At 56.1% G+C, this 23,556-nt stretch carries 4 protein-coding genes; 2 read left to right on the forward strand and 2 right to left on the reverse strand.

Features of this window, described 5'->3' with window-relative positions; genetic code table 11:
- Positions 1 to 9: 9 nt before the first annotated feature.
- Together BQ2657_RS12270 and BQ2657_RS12275 are read left to right on the forward strand one after the other, a co-directional pair.
- Positions 10 to 1,221, forward strand: coding sequence for an FprA family A-type flavoprotein (locus BQ2657_RS12270; RefSeq protein ID WP_075580878.1), 1,212 nt, complete (start codon positions 10 to 12; stop codon positions 1,219 to 1,221).
- Positions 1,222 to 1,341: 120 nt separating this feature from the next.
- Entirely contained in the window at positions 1,342 to 2,808 is a 1,467-nt protein-coding gene (locus BQ2657_RS12275; RefSeq protein WP_075580879.1) for a WG repeat-containing protein, read from the forward strand.
- A gap of 42 nt (positions 2,809 to 2,850) precedes the next feature.
- Here the strand turns inward: BQ2657_RS12275 and BQ2657_RS12280 are convergent, their stop codons facing one another.
- Together BQ2657_RS12280 and BQ2657_RS12285 are read right to left on the reverse strand one after the other, a co-directional pair.
- The gene (locus BQ2657_RS12280; RefSeq protein WP_075580880.1) at positions 2,851 to 11,937 is read right to left on the reverse strand and encodes an ESPR-type extended signal peptide-containing protein; all 9,087 of its coding nucleotides are present in this window, start codon (positions 11,935 to 11,937) and stop codon (positions 2,851 to 2,853) included.
- A gap of 442 nt (positions 11,938 to 12,379) precedes the next feature.
- On the reverse strand, positions 12,380 to 23,446 hold the full coding sequence (locus tag BQ2657_RS12285) for an ESPR-type extended signal peptide-containing protein (RefSeq protein ID WP_075580881.1): 11,067 nt from the start codon (positions 23,444 to 23,446) through the stop codon (positions 12,380 to 12,382).
- Positions 23,447 to 23,556: the final 110 nt, after the last annotated feature.

The following is a 23,556-nucleotide window of genomic DNA, read 5'->3' on the forward strand; positions in this document are numbered from 1 at the left end:
AGCATAACTATGGAATGTGTAAGAAAATTAACCAATGACTTATACTGGGTAGGGGCGGATGACCGCCGGCTGGCACTGTTTGAAAATATCCATCCCATCCCCCGGGGCGTTTCCTACAACTCCTATCTGCTACTGGACGAAAAGACCGTGCTGTTCGATACCGCGGACTGGTCCGTGTGCAAGCAGTTCCTGGAAAACGTGGAAGGAGTCCTGAAAGGCCGGAAGCTGGACTACCTGATCATCAACCATGTGGAACCGGACCATGCGGCTTCCATCGAAGAAGTGCTGCTCCGCCACCCGGAAACCACCGTGATCAGCAATGAACAGGCCTTCACCCTGATGGATCAGTTCGGCTACCGGGTGGAAGGGGAAAAACAGATTGTGGTGAAAGAGGGCGACACCCAGAAATTCGGGAAGCACACCATCGCTTTTGTGGCCGCTCCCATGGTCCACTGGCCGGAAGCCATGGTCTCCTTCGACCTGACCACCGGCACCCTGTTCTCCGCCGATGCCTTCGGTTCCTTCGGAGCCCTGGGCGGCCGGATCTTCAACGACGAAGTGGACTTCGACCGGGACTGGCTGGATGATGCCCGCCGGTACTACACCAACATCGTGGGGAAATACGGGCCCTTCGTCATGGACCTCCTGGGCAAAGCCAGCCAGCTGGACATCAAGATGATCTGCCCGCTCCACGGGCCGGTATGGCGGAACAACATCAAATACATCGTGGACAAGTACATCCACTGGGCCACTTATGAACCGGAAGAAAAAGGCGTGCTGCTGGTCTATGCCTCCATGTACGGCAATACGGAGAGCACCGCTTCCGTCCTGGCAGCCAAACTGGCAGAAAAGGGCATGACCAATATCCATATGTACGATGTTTCCAAAACGGACATTTCCTACCTGATTTCCGATGCCTTCAAATACAGCCATCTGGTGCTGGCTTCCGTGACCTACAACCTGGGGATCTATCCCAAGATGCTGAACTTCCTGGAAGACATGAAGGCCCTGAACCTGCAGAAACGGATCGTAGGGATCATCGAAAACGGATCCTGGGCCTGCACCGTAGGCGGTCTCATGACAGAATTCCTGGAAAACAACATGAAGGCCATGACCGTCCTCCAGGACGGAGTGACCATCAACTCCCGGATGACCGGAGGCCAAGAACGGAGCATGAACGATCTGGTAGATGCAATCTTGAATTCCATGAAAGAAGCGTAAAAAAATAGGTGGCTGTTGCGCAAGCAGCAGCCACTTTTTCTTTACGGATAACTATTCTATATGATATAATTTTCTTATTGTTTTGTATCTTCATATCTTTGTTTACTGAAAGGAGACGGTATGCGTCATTTTGCTTCTCTGAAATCCCCTTTGCTCCTGGCTGCTCTGGCAGCTTCTCTTTCCCTTCCATTGCCCGCCGCGGCAGAAAAGGGAGCTGAGATCTATTCCCATGAACATCGGGAATCCCACACCACCACCCGGACAGAATCTTCCACCCACACTTCTTCTTCCACCACATCCACCCATTCCAGCAGCAGCGTCAGCTTGGACAAAGAAGGCTCTGCAGAGATCCTGGGCAACATCCTAGTTCCCAATCCCCATCGGAAAGTGCCCCAGTTGGACCGGATCTCCCGGCAGGCTTCCCTGACACCGGTCTTTGCCGGCAGGGACCAGCAGGGGCGCTGGGGCCTTTGGGACAGCCAGGGCCGTCAGCTACTGGCACCCCATTTCAAAAAGCTGGAAGCTGGCAAAAACGGATCGATCATGGCTTGGGAAGACAAAAAAGCGCCTCGGTACTTGACCCGGGACGGCCAGCCGGCCCAGGACCCTGCCTCTCTTGAAGGGCTCTATCCCTTCAAGGAAAAGGGGCGCTGGGGATTCCAGGATGCCTCCGGAAAAACTGTCCTGGCCCCAGTCTACCAAGCCGTGCTCACGGGATTCAGTGAAGGCATCGCTTTTGTGAAAAACAGCAAGGGCAGGACCGTAGCCATCGATACCCAGGGCAAAGAGCTTTTTGCCGCTCCCTATGATCATGTCTTCCCTTTCCAGGACGGCCTGGCAGAGACCCGGCGCAAAGTCCGTTCCTTCAACTGGGCCAGTGCCGTCGGAGCAGCCCTGGGCTCCGCCCTGTGGGACACCAGTGTATACGATCCAGAAGCACCCCTGAGCCTGACTTGGGACGGGGTGAAACGGGGCTATATCGACCGGTCCGGCCAAATCATCATCGATGACCGGAACGATTCTGTATTCCCCATGACTCCCTGGGGCACTTTCGTGAAAGACAAGGGAGAGCTGTGGTTCGCCAACCGGCAGGGAAAGATCCTGTTCGGGCCGGGGAAATATGACCTCAACGGCGGCGGCCTGGACGAAGCAGAAGGGCTGGGGGCCATCCAGGACAAAACCAGCGGGAAATACGGTGTAGTGGATCTCAGCGATGGTTCCCTGCGCCTGCCCTTTGCCTGGGATGGCATCCAATTCCTGGGCGGTCAGCGGATGCTGGTCAAAGAAGGGTCCTCCACCCGGCTGGTTTCCGAAACCAGCGGCCAAGTGCTCAAAATCTGGCAGGATCCGGTAACGGTCATTCCCTACGGGGCTGGTGCCGAAGTTACCTGGATCCAGGAGGGAAAGAGCTTTCGTCTGATGGACCGGGAAGGAAGCTTGCTCCCGGTCCGGATCCCGGCAGAAGTGACCCAAGCGGCCTCCTTCCAGGGCAAGACAGCTCCTGTCAAAGGAAAACAAGGCTGGGGCCTGATGGATGCCCAAGGGAATTGGCTGGTCCAAGGACTGAAAGAAATCAAAGTTTTATAGGAACAGGAGGTGCTGCGCATTCCGCGCAGCACCTCCTGCTTTTTACTTGCCATGATGTTTCTTGCTGTCTTCCACGGTCCGCACCCGTTCGATGGTAGGGTTCCCGTGTTTGTCTTTTTCGATCACATCGATGCGGATGTACTTCAGTTCTCCGTCGAACTCCTTCACCAATCTGCCCAAGGTTCCGTCCTGGTTCAATTCCGGATTGGATGCGGCACCGGCCATGATGGCACGATACAGGAGAGCAGCGAATTCATACCGGGTCATCATCCGATCCCCTTTGAATTCTCCATCTTCGTACCCTTCGATGATCCCAGCCCGGGCCAGTTTCATCACGTAGTCATAAGCCCAGTGGTTTTCCGGGATATCCGGGAACAGGGCATCTTTGTCCACCGCCATCACCGTTTTTCCTGCCAGCTGGTTCATCAGGGTCTTCAGCTGCTGCATCTCTCCATCCTGCCGGGCTACCAGGGCCTTCAAATCCCGGATTTCCTTGGCCATGGCCACCCGGCTATTGGATACATGGTTGTGCTGGCCGATCTTGAAGGTGGCCCCCACATTCACCATGTTCTCTCCCCCGCCGGTACTGCCGCCGATGCTGAACATCACATCTTCGTTGGGCCGGTAGAAGGCTCCCAGGGCCACAGCATTGGCTCCGCTGTAGTTCCCGGCCCCCACCGCAAAGTCCAGCTTGTCGTCCGGGTCGAAATCCAGAGGATGGAGGGCGGCCAGGGCGGCTGAATTGGCCCCCACCCGGTCCACCCGGCTTCCCAGTTTGTCCAGGCTGCTGCCCAGCTGGTTGATGGCCCGGCCGGTCTGCTGGAGCTGGCTCACGTTCACCGCATCCGTCGGTGCCGTCCCCGGTGCCACATTGTGGATCTGGTTGCCGCCCATATCCACCTTGCCGTCCTGGACCGTAATATTCCGGTTGGAATCCCCGGTCTTCACGGTCAGGCCGCTGTTGTTGATGGTCGTGTTGCCTGTCGTGACGCTGGTAAGGCCCGTCAGGTCCTTGGCCAGGCGCACATTCAGGGTATTGTCGTCCCCTTTCACGATGCCGATGTTGTCGGCGCTGCTGACTTCTTTGGCACCGCCCTTCAGGTTCAGTGTCTCACCCAGGCCCACTTTCACTTCCTGGCCGTCATCCCCTTGGAATTTCCGGCCGCTGTTGACCTTGTCGCTGACGGTCTTCAGCTGGTCTTCCGTGGCGGCCCGACCGTTCTGGATGTGCTCTCCATCCCATTTCCGATTATCCAGACCGTTCAGATAGTTTCCTTTTTCAGGGTTGCCATCAGCCACGTCGTTCCCCTGCTGGCCCAGGGTCAGGGCGCCGTCACCAGATCCGATGATTACCTGGCCATTGGAGCCATGGATGGCAACCTGCTTATTGGGATCGTCGCCCAAGGTGATGTCATCATTCAGGTTCACCGTGTGGTCATCCTTCACGGTGATATTCTTGCCGCTCTTGGCCTCAGAAGCCTTTGCTTCATTCTTAGCCAGCTGCTTCACATCTCCGATGCTGGCCGCATTGTTGTCGCCGGCCTCCGCATATTGCTTGCCGTCGATGCCGCTGGCGATGTTGGTGATCTGCTTGGCCCCGCCGTTGACGCCTTTATCATTGATAGTAATATCCCCAACTTTGACTTCATTGGTATTTACACCATTTTTGTCGATGGTGGTATTCCCGGCCTTGATGCTGCCTTCCTTACCTAGGTCCACATCCTTCTTCAGGGATACTTCCAGGGCATCTCCTTTCACCTTGGTTTCTATGTTCTTCCCATCGCCCTTGACGGTAACCGTCTGGCCCAAATCCTTCTTCACGGTGCCGCCCGCTTCGTCAGACAGGCCGAAACCGCCTTTGTCCTTACTGGAAATGTCCGTGATGGCTTGGCTCAGCTGGCCTTCCGTGGCGGCCCGGTTTTCTACCACATTGTCTTTATCCCACTTGGTGTTATCCAGACCAGTGATATAGTTGCCGTTGGCCGGGTTCTTTGTATCAGAATTAGTCTGTCCGCCAATGGCGATCTTCTTGTCACCGCCCACCGTAACCTTCGTAAAGTCCGGCGTATCGGTCATGACGATTTCCAAGCCATCTTTGGCTGCATTCTGTCGGACGCCCAGGTTCTTGGTGGAGGCATTCTTCAATGCATCTGCATCCGTAATGCCGCCTTTGATGGATAGGATGGTATTCAGTTTCCGGACTACTTCCTGTCCGTCGTTGCCCACGAATTTCAGGCCGTCGTCCAAGGTGGCCACGGTCTGGGGATCCTGGCCATTCTTGTCGGTATAGACAATACGGGTAATATCCGTTCCGGCAAGATTCTCCTTGCCGGTCTTGCCGTCTTCGCCCTTCTGTCCTTTTTCCGTTTTGATGATGGTGGTGCTGTACCCTTGTTTGCCGTCAGTCCCCGGTACGCCATCTTTGCCGGTCAGGCCAAGAGTGCCTTCCTGGCCGTCCGTACCATCTTTGCCCAAAGCCAGCTTGTCGTTGAGCTTGATATTGTAAGTCATCAGGCCATCGCTGTCTTTTTTGGCCGCAATCATCAGGTTGCCATTCTGGGTATCATATTCCCCGTAGGCATTGGCTCCTGGTTCAGCTACTGCCGGATCGGATTTGTCGTTGACCGTGACCACGGTACGCTTGCCGGCGGCCGTAGCGGCGTTGTTGATGGCTTCGCTGACTTTGGCCAGCTGATCTTCCGTAGCAGCCCGGCCGCTGACATAATCTGGATCCGTTACACTCCAGTCCTTATTGGACAGACCAATCGTATAGCTGCCATCAACAGGCTGGTTGCCCTTGTTGGTGATCAGTTCCGTATTGGTGAAATGGCCGATCTTGGCGTCACCGGCCTGCAGGGTCCCATCATCCAAATCAACATGTTTGGCCAGCTGGATGTAGAGTTTGCCGTTGTCATCCTTCGTCACACCGATATTGGCGTCCGTCAGCTCGCCCTGGGCTTTGCCCACGATGTCCAGCCGTTCATTGAGTTTCTTGGCGATGACTTTTGTATCATCATCCTGGCCGTCATCCCCGGCAAACTTCAGGCCGTCATCCAGTGTGGCTACCGTATGAGTATCCTTCCCGTCGGTGCCGTCCTGGCCGTTCTGATAAACAATACGAGTGATGTCCTTGCCGTCCACTCCCGGTTTGCCATTCTTTCCGTCTGCCCCAGGCTGGCCTTTTTCGGTGCGGATGAAGGTGGTGGTGATGCCATCAACACCGTCTTTGCCGTTGATGCCGATGTACCCATCCTTGCCGTCTTTCCCAGCTTTACCTTCCTGGCCTACCACCACGCTGTCCGCGGAAATATTCTTGTCCATGAGCACATGGATGGTGGTGTTGCCGTCTGCATCCTGTTCCACAGAAGTCAGCAGGTTCTGTCCGGAGTATTTATCCAGTGTTTTATCCCCAGCACCGGTGATGTTGATGGTGCTGCCCAGCTGGTTGGTCACCGGGTTGGAGCCGGTATCGGCCGCTTTCTGATTGGCCCCGAACTTGAGGCCCTGGCCCAGTCCTTCGAAACCGCCGATGGTGATGTCGCTGGCATCCGTCCCGTCCGCATTCTGGACCTTCAGGGTCACCGTGCCGGTTTTCGTATCAACCATGTACTTTCCAGCAGAACCAGCCGCCGGGTTCTGCACCAGATGGAGGTCGTGTTTCAGTACATTGCCCAGGTCAACTGTGATCTTCTGATGATTTCCCTGGTCATCCACGTCATTCCGGGTCAGTTCCAGGGTCTTGCCGTCATCGCTTACCGTACCATCCGTGATGTAGTAGTCGTGGAGGCCGTCAATGTGCACGTCCGTGCCATTCTGACGGGTCAGTGTGATGCTGCCCTTACCGTCCTTTTTCTGGGTATCCGTGCCTTCTCCATTGTAGGTTACAGCGCCTCCGGATACGTAGACATCGCCCTTCACCGTGCCATTCTTGATTTCATCGGCCACAGCCTGGAGCTGGTCTTCCGTAGCCGCCCGACCGCTCTGGATTTTTTTGCTGTCCCAGTTGGTGTTCTTCAGTCCAGTGATGTAATAATCGTCATTGGAGTTGGCACTTTCCGTACCATCCGCATTCTTGCCGCTCTGGATCCCGATCACGATACCGCCGCTGTAGGTGTCACCGGTCTTGGTACCGCCCACCCGGACCGTATTGAACCGCACATCGTCGGCGGTAGCAATGGTCACCGTATCTCCGGTGCCTCCCAGTTCGATGTTCTGGCCGGCCGCAAGGTTCACCACCCGGCTGGTGGGTGTAACGTCCTTCCGTTTGGTGCCGTCCACATCCAGCTCCCAGCCTTTGTTCACCGTATCGATCACCGGCTGGACAGTGGTGTTGGCGATGTTCTTCACGTCGCCGATATTGGCCCCGTTGGTCAGGGTATTGTAGGTAGGCTTTTTATCAGCGTCAGTGCCATCGGAACCGCTGCCCATGTTCTTGACCTGGTTGCCACCGAAGGAAATCTGGTCCCCGTTGATGACCACATTCTTGGTTTCATCATTGGCGTCGTTGGTAATCGTAATGCCGCCGTCGTTCTGGACGGTCTTGCCGGTGGTGACAGAGTTCAGGTCCTTGAGGTCCTTGGCCAGTTTCACCGTCAGGGTATCGGTGCCGTTGGAGACCACACCGATGTTGCCGTCGGTGAGGCTGTCCTTATTGGTCACACCACCATTGATGGTGGTCTTCTGGTTCAGGGTCCGGGCAAAGCCGGTGCTGTCAGCCGTGCCGTCTGCCTTGATGTCACCGGCGTAGATCTGGCCGTCATCCAGGGTGGCCAGTTCATAGGTATGGCCCTGGCCGTCCTTATAGTGGAGACGGGTAGCTTGGGTGACATTGTCGGCGGAAGTGATGTTCTGGCTGTCCGTCAGGGTCTTGTCCCCGTAATGAACATTGGTATCCGCCTTGGCCTCCTTGCCATCCTTGTCCGTGAGATCTGGATTGCCGGCAAAGATCACATCGCCGGTGGTGACCGACGTAAAGGTGGTTTTTTCATCCATGAGGATGGAGATATCCCCGTTTTCCGCAATCCGGGTGGTCAGGTTAACGGTGCTGTAGCTGTGGTTAGCCGCTTCATCGCTGGCCTTGATGGCAATGGTATCCCCCAGTTTCCGGCTGACCACTTTGTAGCCCTTGTAGTTGTCCGTAGTATTGGAAGCATCCTTGGTGTTGGTGGTGAAGCCGAGGCCTGCCGCTTTCAGCTGGGCCACGTTCACCGCATCCGTATCCAGGGAACCGGCCGCCACACCGGTAATCTGACGGGTCAGCAGGCTGCCTTCCGTGTCGTTGCCGATGGCAATGGCGTTGGCCTTGGAAACCCAGGCTGCAGAAGTCTCTGTAGCGGCCTCCCCGGTCAATACATCGTAGCCCTTGGAACCGCTGGAGCGGTTGGCCAGAGCCCCGCTGCCCAGAGCCACGCTGTCAGCCAGTTTGGCCTGTGCGCCATTGCCAATAGCGGCAGCGTTGGTGGCTGTTTCGTCTACTATACCGCCCAAAGCAGCCAATGAATTTTCTGCCGCAGCCATGGAGTTTTCCCCGAAAGCCAGGGAATTTTTCCCGCTGGCGGTAGAATCACTGCCAAACGCCGTGGCACTTTCTCCGCTGGCAAGGGTCCGTTCCCCAAAAGCAGTGGCATAGGTGCCGCTGGCTGCGGTACCGATTTTGGACGTGGTCCCGTCCCCATTGTCAACGACTTTGTCCCCGCCGCCCCAGGCCGTGGCATACTGGCCGGTGGCCTGGTTCTTGTTGCCAAAAGCCGTAGCACCGATCTGGGTTGCCTGGGTCAGATTGCCGAAAGCTGTAGCGTTCTGTCCGGAAGCCAGGGTATCGATGCCAAAAGCCGTGGCGTTGGACTGGGTGGCTTGGGTCCGCTGGCCAAAGGCTGTGGCCCGTTTTTCCGTTGCCTTAGTTCCTTGCCCAAAGGCAGTGGCATTGCTGCCGCTGGCTGCGGTCCGTTCACCGAAGGACACCGCATTGTCACCGCTGGCTGCATTGTTGGCCGGTTCTGCCGTGGTATCCGTCTGCTGCCCGCCAAAGGCCAGGGCATAGCGGCCAGTCGCTTTGCCATACTGGCCGATGACCGTAGCGCCGACACCTTCTGCTTTGGCCTTATAGCCGATGGCCACGGCATTCTCTGCTTCTTTGGTAGTAGATGCACTGACTCCGGCTGCCAGGGAATTTTTAGCAAGGGCGCCACCGTTGGTATAGTTGGTATCCGTTTCCGTATCGGTGGAGTTGACGCTGTAGTCATGCATGTTGATCTTCTGGGTGGCGGCTTTCAGCTGGGCCACGTTGACGGCGTCCGTATCCAGGGTCCCCGCAGCCAGATTGTTCAGCTGGCGGGTAATGGCCGTGGCCGTGATTTTGCCATCCCCATCTCGTTCTTCTGCCCGGCCGATGGAAACGGCTTCGTCCGTGGAATACCAGGTTGCGGTATCCTCCACAGAAGCCACCCCGGTCCGCGGGTCATAGCCTTCTATATTTTTATCCGCCCCAGATTTGGAATTCTTGCCCAAAACGATGGAATTGGCCCGCCAGGCGTTGGTCCCTTCCCCGATGGCAATGGCGTTTTCACCCCAGGCCCCGCTGTTCTGGCCCAGAGCAATGGCATGGGCCGTAGTCCCGGCTCCGGACCCCAGGGCGATGCTGTAATCCCCCCAGGCTCCGCCGCCGCCCAAAGAAACTGCATTTTGTCCCGTGGCCATGGAACCGGCCCCTACCGCAGCGGATTGGTACCCAGAAGACTGAGCTCCATAACCTACAGCCGTGCCCGTATTGGAAGACTTGGTTTCTGATCCTACGCCAGTACTCCGGTAAGCCACACTGGCATTTTGCCCCAACGCCACCCCATAGGAACCTGTGACGGAAGCATTGGATCCGATGGCCGTACCACTGGTTAAACTTCCGCTGATATGGGCGCCCCCGATGACCGTGGAATCCGAAATGGAATCGCTCCAATACCCGCCAACAGTAGAGTTCTTGCCGATAGCCGTCACATTGGTCCCTTTGGCACTGGCCCCGCCAATGGCTGTGGAGTTGCTGCCTTGGGAAGATGTCCCATAACCCAGGGCCGTGGAATGATCCCCTGAAGCCACAGAGCCATTGCCTACGGCCGTGGCATACGCATAGGTGGCATTGGCCCCCTGCCCTACGGCCGTGGCATTCGTATCACCGGCATGGCCGCCCACGGCCGTGCTCTGAGACCCAGTCGCCGAAGAACCGTGCCCCACAGCTATTGCCTGACCATTGGTAGCCACGCCGCCAATGGAAACCGCCTGATTGCCCGTAGCCGAACCTCCTACGGTAATAGCCTGGCCGCCGCTTGTAGCAGAACCGGCCCCGATGGCGATGTCATTAGCGCTGTTGGTATGGCCTCCGATGGCGATGGAATTGCTCCCTACAGCACTGGCTGAAGTCCTATAAATAGTCCCACCTATTGTTTTAGATTCTGAACCAATGGCAATGGAATCATCTCCAATGGCATGGCCGCCTACAGACGTGGAATAAGAGCCCTGGGCCGTAGAACCATACCCAACTTCCACAGAATGGTCTCCTTTGGCATGGCCCCCTACCGCTACCGAGTAAGCGCTTTGGGCAGTGGAACCTGTCCCCACCTGCACCGCATAGTACCCCTGGGCATGGCCCCCTACGGCGATTGAGCCTTCCTGCTGGGCGCTGGTCCCGGAGCCGATGGCCAGGCTGTTCGTACCGCTGGCCACGGAACGGTATCCATAGGCGGAAGCATTCTCTCCCGACGCATAGGTCTGGGTGCCCACGGCCGTAGCATTGTTCCCCTTGGCCACGGCGCTGACTCCGGCCGCCAAGGCATTGTTCCCGGTGGCTCCATCGTTCAGGTAGTTGTTGTTCCCAGCTGCATCCGTTGCTTCCGTGGTCTTCACGCTGTAATAATGGGTCATGGCCTCTTTCAGCTGGGCCAGGTTCACGGCGTCGCTGTCTTCACTGCCGGCGGCCACATGGGTGATTTGACGGCTGGCACCGCCATTGCCTATAGAAAGGGCCCCTGTGCCAGACTGCCAGGCTGTACCGGTCTTGACAGATGTAGTGCCCGTCTTGGGATCCCAGCCGATTTCGCCGCCGGAACGGTCTGCCTGAGACCCTGCCCCCAATGCGATGGAACCATCCGGTACAGCAGTGGTACCTTTGCCGATGGCCACCGTATTTTCCTTGGCTGCGGCCGTATCGCCGATGGCAACGGCAGAACTTTCGGCACTGGAATTATAGCCCACAGCCACGGCCTTACTGCCCTGAGCAGAAACACTGGACCCGGCAGCGATGGAGTCGTTGGACGCCTGATAGAGGGTGACAGAATAGAGTTTGTCCAGGTTGTCGGATTTTTGATAGTTATACACCGGCTTGCCATCCTTTTGATCGGCTTTGGAAACATCGCTGGTGATTTCAGTTTTGGTGGTTTCTTCCCCGGTGGCAGGGTCTTTGACCGTATAAGTATGGACGTACTGAGGCGTGGCAGTGGTGTTTCCGTCTGCATCCCGGAAGACTTGGGGTACCTGGGTGGGCTTGCCGTCCTGATCTTTATACCAAGCCGCACTGTCCTTATCTGTGGTCTTGTTGCCATCTGCATCCGCATAATAGACGATAGGCTTATCGGTAATCTGGGCCTGATTGCCGATAGCCGTCGAGCGTTCCCCTTCGGCCCGGCTCTGATAGCCTACGGCCGTAGAGCCTTCTGCCTCCGTGGAGATGACCAGATCGTTCGCTTGGCCTTCCCCTTTCACCAGTTGTTGATTGGCCTCATCCATCGGTTGGCCCTTGGTGGAATCTTCCGTATCTTGACGCAGGGTATCGGTCTCCGTACCGATGACCGTATTGTTCTTCCCCGCTTTCTTTTCCCCTTCTCCGTGGACCTGGTTCCCAATGGTCAGGTTGCCATTATCATCATAAACTGCAGTTCCTCCGTTGCCCAGATCGATTGGATCAGCCGCCCAGGCTCCCGCTGGCCAGATAAACCCCAGTGCCAGCGCCAAAGTCAAGGCACAGGCACTTCCTGGGTTCCTGTTTTGCCGGCTGGCACGTTCCTTCCCGTGGTTCCGGGCGATTTCCGACACCACCACCCAGCTGTTCCGTACTTTGCTCCAAATGACTTTGTAAATGCGATTCATACTGCTCCCCCCATGATGATACTGTATCCACCCAAAATAAAATGATTTTTCACACAAGATTATCCTTGTTATTGACTAAACATAGTTCTGCTGCAATGACTATTTTTAATGTAGCACATGGCAATTGTCTGTTCAAGCTGCAATATCTATGTATTTGTTTAATTTTATGGAAGTGAAAAATAGCTGGCAAGAAAGTGAGGAAGAAGAAAAAAAATCGCTTTTTTTCTTCTATTATCAGGCATAACTGCTGGATTTAATTGATTGTATATCTTCGTTTTTTTGCAAGTTCATCCGTTTTTGGCGTATTTTGATGATTTTCCAGTGTTTCATATAGAAAACATCTTTTCCCGCCAGAATGGTACAAATCTGCATCTATCACGCAGAAGAAAGAGGAGGTGCTGCACAGGCTGTGCAGTACCTCCTCTTTCTATCTGCAAATCCATCACTTCCTGTGATGGTCCCGGTCATCCTCCACCGTCCGTACCCGTTCGATGGTAGGCTTCCCTTTCTTATCCTTTTCCACCACCGCAATGGTGATGTATTGGAGTTCTCCGTTGAATTCTTCCACCAGTTTGTCCAGGGTCCCGTCCCGGTTCAGTTCCGGATTGGAGGCAGCCCCTGCATTGATGGCTCGGTACAGCAGGGCGGCGAATTCATACCGGCTCATCATCCGGTTCCCTTTGAATTCTCCGTCTTCATACCCTTCCACAATGCCGGCCTTGGCCAGTTTGGTCACGTAATCATAGGCCCAGTGGTTCTTGGGCACATCCGGGAACAGCACATGATGCTCTGCTCCGCTGCCACTCACCACCGGTTTTCCAGCCAGAGTGTTCACCATCTGGGTCAGTTTCCCCACGGTGGCTTTCAGGTCCCGGATTTCCTTGGCCATGGCCACCCGGCTGTTGGACACATGGTTGTGCTGGCCGATCTTGAAGGTGGCCCCAACGTTCACCATGTTCTCTCCTCCGCCGGTGCTGCCGCCGATGCTGAACATCACATCTTCGTTGGGCCGGTAGAAGGCTCCCAGGGCCACAGCATTGGCTCCGCTGTAGTTCCCGGCCCCCACCGCAAAGTCCAGCTTGTCGTCCGGGTCGAAATCCAGGGGATGGAGGGCGGCCAGGGCGGCTGAATTGGCCCCCACCCGGTCCACCCGGCTTCCCAGTTTGTCCAGGCTGCTGCCCAGCTGGTTGATGGCTCGGCCGGTCTGCTGGAGCTGGCTCACGTTCACCGCATCCGTCGGCGCCGTCCCCGGTGCCACATTGTGGATCTGGTTGCCGCCCATATCCACCTTGCCGTCCTGGACCGTAATATTCCGGTTGGAATCCCCGGTTTTCACCGTCAGACCGCTGTTGTTGATGGTCGTGTTGCCTGTCGTGACGCTGTTCAGACCGGTAATATCCTTGGCCAGGCGCACATTCAGAGTATTGTCATCTCCTTTCACGATGCCGATGTTGTCAGCGCTGCTGATTTCTTTGGCACCGCCCTTCAGGTTCAGGGTCTCACCCAGGCCCACTTTCACTTCCTGGCCGTCATCCCCTTGGAATTTCCGGCCGCTGTTGACCTTATCGCTGACAGTCTTCAGCTGGTCTTCCGTGGCCGCCCGGCCACTCTGGATGTTCTTGCCATCCCACTTGGTGTTTTCCAGGCCGTTCAAGAAGTTTCCATTTGCCGGGTTGCTGTCGCCGGCCGTATTGGCCTGTTTGCCCAGGGTCATAGCATTGTCACCGGACCCGATGGTCACCTGTCCTTTGGAGCCGTCCACGGTGACCTGGTTGGCCCCGTCGCCAGCCGTGACTTTGGCGCCGTTTCCGTCGATGGAAACCTGTTTGGATGCATCCGTTTCATCACCGAGGGTGATGTTGTCATTCAGATTGACCGTGTGGTCGTCTTTTACGGTGATGTTCTTGCCGCTCTTGGACTTGACCGCTTCAGCCGCCTTACCGGCTTCGTCTCCGGCGATTTTCTTCACATCCCCGATGCTGGCCGCATTGTTGTCGCCGGCCTCCGCATATTGCTTGCCGTCGATGCCGCTGGCGATGTTGGTGATCTGCTTGGTTCCGCCGTTGATGCCCTGATCCGTAATGGTGATGTCACCGACTTTGACCTTGTTGGTTTCCACGCCATCACCGTTGATGGTAGTATTCCCAGCCTTGATGCTGCCGTCTTTGGTCAAGTCCACATCCTTCTTCAGGGATACTTCCAAGGCATCGCCGTTGACCTTGGTTTCGATGTTCTTCCCATCGCCCTTGACGGTAACCGTCTGGCCCAGGTCTTTCTTCACGGTGCCGCCCGCTTCGTCAGCCAGGCCGAAGCCGCCTTTATCCTTACCGGAAATATCCGTGATGGCCTGACTCAGCTGGCCTTCCGTCGCCGCCCGGTCAGCCACCATATGGCCAGCATCCCACTGGGTATTGTCCAGGCCGGTGATATAGTTGCCTTTGGCCGGGTTGGGGTCCCCATTCTGGTTGTCCTGCCGGCCGATGGTAATCTTATGGACCCCGCTGCTGTCCGGGCCTACGGTGATGGCTTCGAAATCCGGCCGGTTGGTCATGACGATTTCCAGCCCATCTCCCGCCGTATTCTGGCGGACCCCCAGGTTGCGGATGGATACCCGGCTCTTGTCAGCCAGCATTTCTGCATCATCGATGCCGCCCTTGAGGGACAGGGTGTCATTGAGCCTCCGGGCGACCACGTTACCGTCGTTGCCCACGAACTTCAGACCGTCGTCCAGGGTGGCCACCACATGGTGTTCCGTACCGCCTTTTTCTTCATACATCAGCCGAGTGATGCCGTCCTTGCCAGGCTGGCCGTCCACGCCGGGGATGCCGTCTTTGCCGTCAGTCCCTTTGGCTCCCACCGTCTTGATGAGGGTGGTCACAGAGCCGTCAGCCCCGTTCCTGCCGGCAATTCCAATCTGGCCGTCATTGCCGTTCTTCCCGTTCGCCGTGATCGTCTGGGTGGTCACATCATCCGCCAGGCTGAAGGTGACCTTGCCGTTTTCCGCTTGGGTCACGATTTGATTGGCTGTACCGCTGAAGGTGACGGCTTCACTGAGCTTATTGCTGCCTTCAGTATTGTTGTCGCCCTTGTATTTCAGATCCACAGCTCCTGCCACTTTCGTGGTATCCACGGACAGGTCATAGTCATGGCTGGTGGCATTGGGGTCATTGGCATTTCGATCCACTACGGATACACTGCCGTCGGTAGATTTCACGGTAGTCCGGCGTCCATCGGTGATTTTTTTCACATCCCCGATATTGGCGCCATTGTTGTCGCCGGTATCGGTGTATGTATTCCCCAGGCCGCTGCCCATGTTGGTGATCTGGTTCCCTGCCATGGAAACGGTGGTCTTGCTGATAGCAATGGTCCCCTTGCCGTCTTTCCCGGCTTTTTCAATAGTCAGGCCGTCGCCATCCACGGTGGTATCCCCAGTCTGTATGCTGGTAAGGTTCTTCAGTTCCTTGGCCAGGCGGATTTCCAGTTTTCCGTTGGAGCTTTCTTCCGCTGCTTTTGTGGAAACGACACCGATGTTGCCATCCGCAACAGCCGTCAGTTTGGTTGTATCGGTCTGGCCGCCCAGAACATCCAGCTGAGTGTTGAGCTTACGGGTCACCACATCGCCGCTGTCCCCGTGGAATTTCAGGCCGTCATCCAGGGTAGCTCCCTGATGTTCCTGACCAGCCGGATCCTTGTAGACAATGCGGGTCAGAGTTTCTCCATCCTTTCCGTCGACCCCCGGTCTGCCCGGCTTCGTCCAGATGTCCACCATGCCGTCCTTGCCGTTGAGTCCGATATGGCCTTCGGCGCCGTCCACACCATCCACGCCGTCTTTGCCGGTGATGGTGACGCCATCCTTGCCGTCTTTGCCTTTGACGGAAATGCCGTCTTTGCCGCTCAGGCCGATGGTACCATTTTCCCCTTTGATGGAGATGCCGTCTTTCCCATCGAGGCCGATGCTGGATTTTCCGTCTTTTCCGTCAATGCCGATACGGCCCGGTGTCCCTGGCTGGCCGTCTTTCCCATCCTTGCCGGTGACGGTGATGGTCTGGGTCATCAGGTCGTCAGCCAATTTGAAGGTGACTTTGCCATTGGTGGCTTCGGTGACGATCTGTCCCTCCGTGCCATTGAAGGCCACTGTATCCTTCAACTGGCTGGTTCCCGTACCGCTATCCCCGCTGTAGTGCAGACTGGATTCGGCGGCCAGGCGCTTCACATCTCCGATGTTGGCGGCATTGTTGTCCGTATTGTAGGTATAGGTCTTGTTGCCCTTTCCATCGTCGGTGATTTCCGAGGCCCCGCTGGCCATATGGCTCACCTGGGTATCCACAGGATTGCCATCGGCGTCCGTGGCTTCAAAGGTCACGTGGGTCTTGTCCACCTTCCCATCCTTCATATCATACTTTACGGTCCGGTCGTAGGCTTCGTCCACCTTCGTCTTGGAAGCGATGTCTTTGAGGGTGATGGTCTTGTCCGGATACTTCGGATCATTGGTATGTTCCGTATCCCGGACTGTCAGGGTCAGTTCTCCATTGGTGGCGGTATAGCTGCCGTCATCCGTATTGGGATTCTGTACCAGCTGATAATCCGTGCGTACGGTATTGCTGTCGGTAATGCTCTGAGAAAGCTTGGCCAGCTGGTCTTCCGTTGCCGCCCGGCCGCTGACATATTCCGGATCCACCACGTTCCAATCCTTGTTAGAAAGGCCCGTTGCATAGCTGCCTGCGGAGGGATGGTTGTTCTTGTTGGTGGTGAGCTCCGTATTGCTGAAAGCCCCGAAGGTGGCATTTCCGGCTTTCAGAGTACCGTCTTTATCCAAGTCCACATGTTTCGCCAGGCGGACATAGAGCTTGCCGTCCTTGTTCTTCACCCCGATGTTGTTGTCCGTCAGGCTGTCCAGGTCGGCTCCCCCGATGATATCCAGCTGCTCGTTGAGCTTCTTGCTGATGACTTTCGCGGTATCGGTCTGGCCGTCGTCCCCGGCGAACTTCAGGCCGTCCTCCAAAGTGGCCACGGTATGGAGGTCTTTCCCATCGGTGCCGTCCTGGCCGTTCTGATAGACGATCCGGGTGATGTCCGTACCGTCCACCCCGGGCTTGCCGTTGGTGCCATCTTTCCCCGGCTGGCCCTTTTCCGTGCGGATGATGGTGGTGGTGATGCCGTCTTTCCCATCCTTGCCGTTGATGCCGATGGAACCAGCAGCTCCCTTTTCTCCCTCTTTTCCGGCCTGGCCTACAGTGACGGTGTTGGCCGTCAGGTCCTTATCCAGCTTGATGGTGATGTTGCCATTATCGTCCACTTCCGTGGTCACGTTGTCCGCACTGTAGGTATGCCCGGACACCGGATCGGTGCCCTGGACCTTGATGGTCCCGCCCATTTTTACATTGTGGACTTTCCCATCCGCTGTAGTCCGGGTATTGGCATCGAAATTCAAGCCTTTGTAATGGTCCACCACCCCTTCGAAGCCTCCGATGGTGATGTTATTGCTGACGCTCCCGTCCGCATTCTGGACCTTCAGGGTCACGGTCCCATCCTGGGCTACCGTATATTTCCCATCAGCGGCATCCGGGTTCTGCACCAGGCGCAGGTCGTTTTTCATCACGTTGCTCAGGTCGATGGAAATCTTTTTCGGATTTCCCTGTTCATCCCGGTCATTCCGGGTGATTTCCAAGGTCTTCCCGTCAGCAGTCACACTGCCCCCCGTAGCATAATAATCGTGGAGGCCAGTGATTTCGACCTTTGTAGTCTTATTGTTTTCTGTCAGGGTGAGTTTTCCCGAACCATCATTGACCGTAGGCTGGCCATTGTCTGTACCGTTATCAGTGTGATACGTCACTTCCCCGCCGGTAACGTATACATCACCGGAAACAGTACCCTGCTTGATATCTTCTGCGACTTTTTTCAGCTGGTCTTCCGTAGCCGCACGGCCGCTCTGGATTTTAGTAGCGTCCCAGTTGATATTTGTCAGCCCCGTAATGTAATCATTTTCATCGGGGTTGGCACTGGCTCCCCCAGACTGCTTTCCAATGACAATGCCTCCCGTATAGCCAGTCTCCGTCTTACTGCCGCCCACCCGGACGGTGTTGAACCGCACATCGTCGGCTGTGGCAATGGTCACGTTATCTGTGTTGGTCGCATCGCCAGTAATGGTGATGTTCTGGCCCTGGATCAGGTTGACTTTCGGGCTGGTGGGAGTCACGGCTTTCTGCTTGGTGCCGTTCACATCCAGTTCCCAGCCTTTATTCACCGTGTCGATCACCGGCTGGACGGTGCTGTTGGCGATGTTCTGCACATCCCCGATGTTGGCTCCATTGGTGGTGATATCGTACTGGTTGGTGGCCTTATTGATGCCACTGCCCATATTGGTGACCTGATTGCCGCCAAAGGAAATCTTATTCCCGTTGAGGACCACGTTCTTGGTTTCATCATTGGGGTCATTGGTGATCGTGATTCCGCTGTCGTCCTGGACGGTCTTGCCGGTGGTGACGGAAATCAGGTCTTTCAGTTCCTTGGCCAGTTTCACCGTCAGGGTGTCGGTGCCATTGGAAACGACGCCGATATTGCCGTCAGTAAGGCTGTCCTTGCTCTTCACGCCGCCGTTGATGGTGGTCTTCTGATTCATGGTCCGAACAAAGCCGGTGTTGTCGGCCGTGCCGTCTGCCTTGATATCTCCGGCGTAGATTTGGCCGTCATCCATGGTAGCAATATCGTGGTGGAGTCCCTGGGCATCGTCATACCGCAGCCGGGTGGCCTTGGTTTCGTTGTCAGACGTAGTGATGTTCTTACCGTCCGTCAGGGTCTTGTCTCCATAATGGACGCTGGTGTCCGCCTGGGCCGCTTTGCCCTCATTGTCTTTCTTATCAGGATTGCCTGTATAGATCACATCGCCGGTGGTCACCGTGGTAAAGGTGGGCTTTTCATCCATAAGGATGGAGATGTCCCCGTTTTCGGCGATGCGGGTGGTCAGGTTGGCCTTGCTGTAGCTGTGCCCATCTGCTTCATCGCTGGCCTTGATGGCGATGGTATCCCCCAGGCTGCGTTTCACCACTTTGTACCCCTTATAGTTTTCCTTGGTGTTGGAAGCATCCTTGGTGTTGGTGGTAAAGCTCAGTCCGCTGTTGATGGCATCTGTGTTCGTTTTGATGATCTTGGTATTGTTTTCGATGGTGGTGGTATTGCCGCTCACCGCATCGGATACGATCCGCAGTTCATCTTCCGTGGCAGCCCGACCGCTCACATAGGTGGGATCCTTTACGGTCCATTCCGTATTGGTCAGCCCTGTCACAAATTCTCCGCCTTTGGCATGGCCTCCAGTGGGCTGGCCGTTCTGGACTGTATCCAGCACCCCATCGGCATGGTGGCCGATTTTGGCTGTGCCGGCCGTGACCGTATTGAGGCCCGTGAGGTCTTTATTCAGTTTGAGTTCCAGCTTGCCATTGTCTCCATCCTGGCTGGAAACCACGCCGATGTTGTTGGCAGTGGCCAGATTGTCCGGATTGGTCTCTCCGCCGGTGACGCTGAGTTTTTGATTCAGTTTCACCGCAGAAGCAGTGCCCTGATCGCCGCTGAATTTCAGCCCATCATCCAAAGTGGCGATGAACTGGGTGGAACCGTTGGTGATGTCCCCATATTCCAGACGTTTGAATTCATTGGCTTCGTCAGCCGGATTGGACTGGCTGTCTTTCAGATAGGTGATGCCGGAACTGATGGCGTTGAAGATATAGGTCGGCGTCTTGCCCGTATTGTCGAACAGGGCCACATAGCCGCCCGTATCCTGACCGATGCCCAGGACCACCTGGCGTTGGTCGTTGGTGCCATCGTTCTTCACCACAGAGACAGTGGTCCCGTCAATCTTCACCGCTTCTTTCACCGGATACGTCTCTTTGGATCCCGGAGCCGTCCGGAACTGGGCCACGCTGTTCACTACCAGGCTGCCGCCTTTGTGTTCTTCCTGTTCGCCCAGGACCACATCTTTGCTCAGGGCCACGTCGTAATTGGCCTGGCCGCCGGTGGTCTGCCGCTTCAGTTCCAGATTGCCGCCTTTGACCAAGGCATCATCAGCGTCGGCCTTCTGGCCCCCAACGGAAACAGTGGTGTGTTTCCCTGCCAGTTTGCCCACTTCTTTCAGCTGGGCCAGGTTCACCGCATCCGTATCCTGGGAGCCGGCTGCCACCCCGGTGATCTGCCGGGTCAGGGTGCTTCCGTTGCCCACCGCGATGGCATTGGCATTGGCAACCCAGGCGGCAGAAGTTTGGGTCGTTTCCGCCCCGGTGGCGGCATCATACCCTTTGACACCGCTCTGCCGGTCAGCTACGGATCCGCTGCCCAGTGCCACCGTATCCGCCAGTTTAGCCTGTGCACCATTGCCGATGGCGGCGGCATTCTCTGCCGTTTCTGCTACCGTGCCACCCAGAGCCGCCAGGGAGTTCTTAGCCGCTGCCGCGGAGCCGATACCAAAGGCAGTAGAAGCTTCACCGGAAGCTGTAGAATTTTCGCCAAAGGCTGCAGCATTTTTCCCGCTGGCCGTAGAATCGCTGCCAAAAGCAGTGGCACTTTCCCCGCTGGCAACCGTCCGTTCTCCAAAGGCCGTAGCATAGGTTCCGCTGGCTACGGTGCCGACTTTCGTTGTCGTACCATCTCCATTATCAACGACTTTGTCTCCGCCGCCCCAGGCCGTGGCGTACTGACCCGTGGCCTGGTTCTTATTGCCAAAAGCTGTCGCTCCGATCTTTGTCGCCTGGGTCAGATTACCGAAGGCCGTAGCATTCTGCCCGGAAGCGATGGTGTCAATGCCAAAGGCCGTCGCATTGGACTGGGTAGCCTGGGTCCGCTGACCAAAAGCTGTGGCCCGTTTTTCCGTTGCTTTAGTTCCCTGCCCGAAGGCCGTGGAATTGCTGCCACTGGCTGTACTCCGTTCCCCGAAGGCCACAGAATTATCCCCGCTGGCCACATTGTTTGCCGCTGCCGCCGAAGTGTCCGTCTGCTGGCCTCCAAAGGCCAGAGCATAGCGGCCGGTAGCTGTGCCGTACTGACCAATGACCGTAGCCCCTACGCCGTCCGCTGTTGCACCTGTACCGATGGCTACAGCATTTTCTTTTGTTGCCTTTGCATTGACCCCCGCAGCCAGAGCGTTGTTCCCCGTAGCACCGGTATTATTGTAGTTGGTATCGTTGGCCGGATCTACGGAGTTCACACTGTAATCGTGGACGCCGCTGCCGCCGGTGCCGCTGCCGCCGCCATTGTTGACCAGACTGACCACCTGTTTCAGCTGGGCCACGTTCACGGCATCCGTGTCTTCTTTCCCAGCTGCCACATTGGTGATCTGGCGAGTTTGCTGGGCATAGTGGATGTTTTTCGTCCCATCCCAGACATCATGTTCAGAAGAACCCACAGAAACCGCCGCCAGGGTGGAATTCCACACTGGGTCAGAACCGGCATTATAATTTTTGCTGTTGCTAGCCGGGTCATACCCGCCCTGGTTGTTGGCGGTCCGTTCTGCATAGGACTGACTGCCCAAGGCCACTGCATCATGGAGGTTTTCTTTAACCCGGGCGGAATCGCCGATGGCTGTCGAAGCCTGGCCGCCCTGTTCGATGGTGGCATTGTGCCCCAGAGCAATGGCTCCTCCATTGACAGTATTGCTGGTGTTGGCTCCCCACCCCATGGCGATATCATAGACCGTATCAGCCGTGGAATTGGAACCGATGGCGATGGCCCCGATATTCGTCATGCCGGTAGAACCAACGTTGTTGCCGGTAGTGGCTTGGGTGCCAATGGCAATACTTTCTCCGGCAGCAGATCTTGCCTGATGACCGATGGCAATGGCCCCCTCACTGTCGTCCCCATTGTTCCCGGCATAGGCTTCATTACCTAAAACGATACCATTCTTCATATGAACGGAAGCTTTAGTACCAATAGCAATAGAATCAGTTGCCCCGTTGTTATTATCCCCTGTCGTATTGACCTGATTCCCGATGGCAATGCTGCCATCATGGATGGAGTTGCTGTTCAGGCCCAGGGCCAGGGCATTCTTTTCCACATTGTTGCCGTAACCAATGGCGATACCGTAATCTCCATCAGCATCATTCGTATTGGTGCCGCTAATGGTGTTGTGTCCACCCAGAGCCAGGGCATAGGCCCCGGTCACCGTATTGGTATCGCCGAATACAGCATTATAATTGCCTTTCACGGTATTATTGGAACCCAGTACATGGGTATAAGCTGCTTTCGGCGTGGTGCCGCCATTCTGCTGCTGCCCATCCACGCTGTTGCCGTAGCCGATTGCGGTGCTTTCATCTGCACGAGCTGTATTATTGACCCCCAATGTTGCCGTATAGTATCCATTAGCGCTGTTGGTATGGCCGATGGCGGTGCTGGCGTATTTGGCCTTGTTGTCCTTGCCGATGGCCACACCCATGTAATCAGTCACGCTGTTTTCCCCGATGGCTACACTGTATTCTTTGGCGTAGGATTGATGGCCGATGGCCACCGCGGACCGTCCCTCAGCAGTCACATCGCTGCCTATGGCCACGGCATCGGACGAATCGATGAGCCGGGGCACCATATAATACCGGTCCACAAAGGTCCCGTCCGAAGCATAGTACCCCTGCCGGCTGTTGGTGATGTTCCCCTGTTCATCCAGCCAAAAGCGGGCATCCGCTTGGTTGCTGGTCAGTTTTCCATAAGCATCCACGTAGTAGCTGCTGACAGAATTCAGGACCTTAGCCTTGTTGCCAATGGCCGTGGAATGGTCCCCTTCCGCCACATTGTCCACGCCCACTGCCGTAGCCCCACTGACATAATAAGACTGGCGGGTCCGGTCCTGTCCGTAATAGGTAGCCACATTGTTGTAGACTTCCACTGCCTTGCGGTAGTCTTCATCCGTGCTGTAATAACTCCGTTCCGGATATTTGGCCCGGACGTTATACTCGTCATCCATGTACTGGCCGGGAGTCAGCTTATAGACTTCCACCTGTTTGTCATCATAGGAATTGGTATCGGGATTGTACACCTTCACTGTGATCCATTCCGTATCCAGCTTCTCATAGGCATAGGAAGCATCCCCGCTGATGGGCTTCTTGGTTTCCGTGGAATGGGTGAATTTCCCCACCCCGTTCCGAGTCCCCAGCACCACATTTCCCGGTTTGCTGTCCACCCGGGCATTGCCGGTTTTGGGGTCTTTCTGGATGGGAGAGACCTGGTTGTCCTTTCCGACGATCAGGTTACCCTGAGAATCATAAGTGGCGTAGGCATCGCTTCCCTGGGCCGTGGTCTCCGTCTTGTCTTCGATATTCACCGCTTGGTTGGCCAAGGCATTGCCTGTATTGGCGGCAGCTGCAGAAACCAAAGGGACCGAAGAGAAAGCCAGTCCCAAGGCCAAAGCTAAACTATATACCCCCCCTGGTATATTCTTTCGGCTGGAATGTTCCTTCCCATGGTTCCGTGCGATTTCGGATACCACGACATAGCAGTTTTTGACTTTACTCCAGATGACTTTGTAGATTTTATTCATAGATAGCTTCCTTTCCTCAAAACTTCTGGCTCTTCTGAAGAGTTCCCGGGGGAGCACCGGCAAATGAAAATGCCCAATAAAAAAAGCCTGGGACAGAACTCCTTCTGTAC

Source organism: Acidaminococcus massiliensis (genome assembly GCF_900095825.1).
In the GTDB taxonomy this organism is placed as follows: domain Bacteria; phylum Bacillota; class Negativicutes; order Acidaminococcales; family Acidaminococcaceae; genus Acidaminococcus; species Acidaminococcus massiliensis.

Bases quoted from the DNA above. Each gene is read 5' to 3' on its own strand.
- BQ2657_RS12270 (WP_075580878.1), top strand. From the start codon at position 10: ATGGAATGTGTAAGAAAATTAACCAATGACTTATACTGGGTAGGGGCG.
- BQ2657_RS12275 (WP_075580879.1), top strand. From the start codon at position 1,342: ATGCGTCATTTTGCTTCTCTGAAATCCCCTTTGCTCCTGGCTGCTCTG.
- BQ2657_RS12280 (WP_075580880.1), bottom strand. From the start codon at position 11,937: ATGAATCGCATTTACAAAGTCATTTGGAGCAAAGTACGGAACAGCTGG.
- BQ2657_RS12285 (WP_075580881.1), bottom strand. From the start codon at position 23,446: ATGAATAAAATCTACAAAGTCATCTGGAGTAAAGTCAAAAACTGCTAT.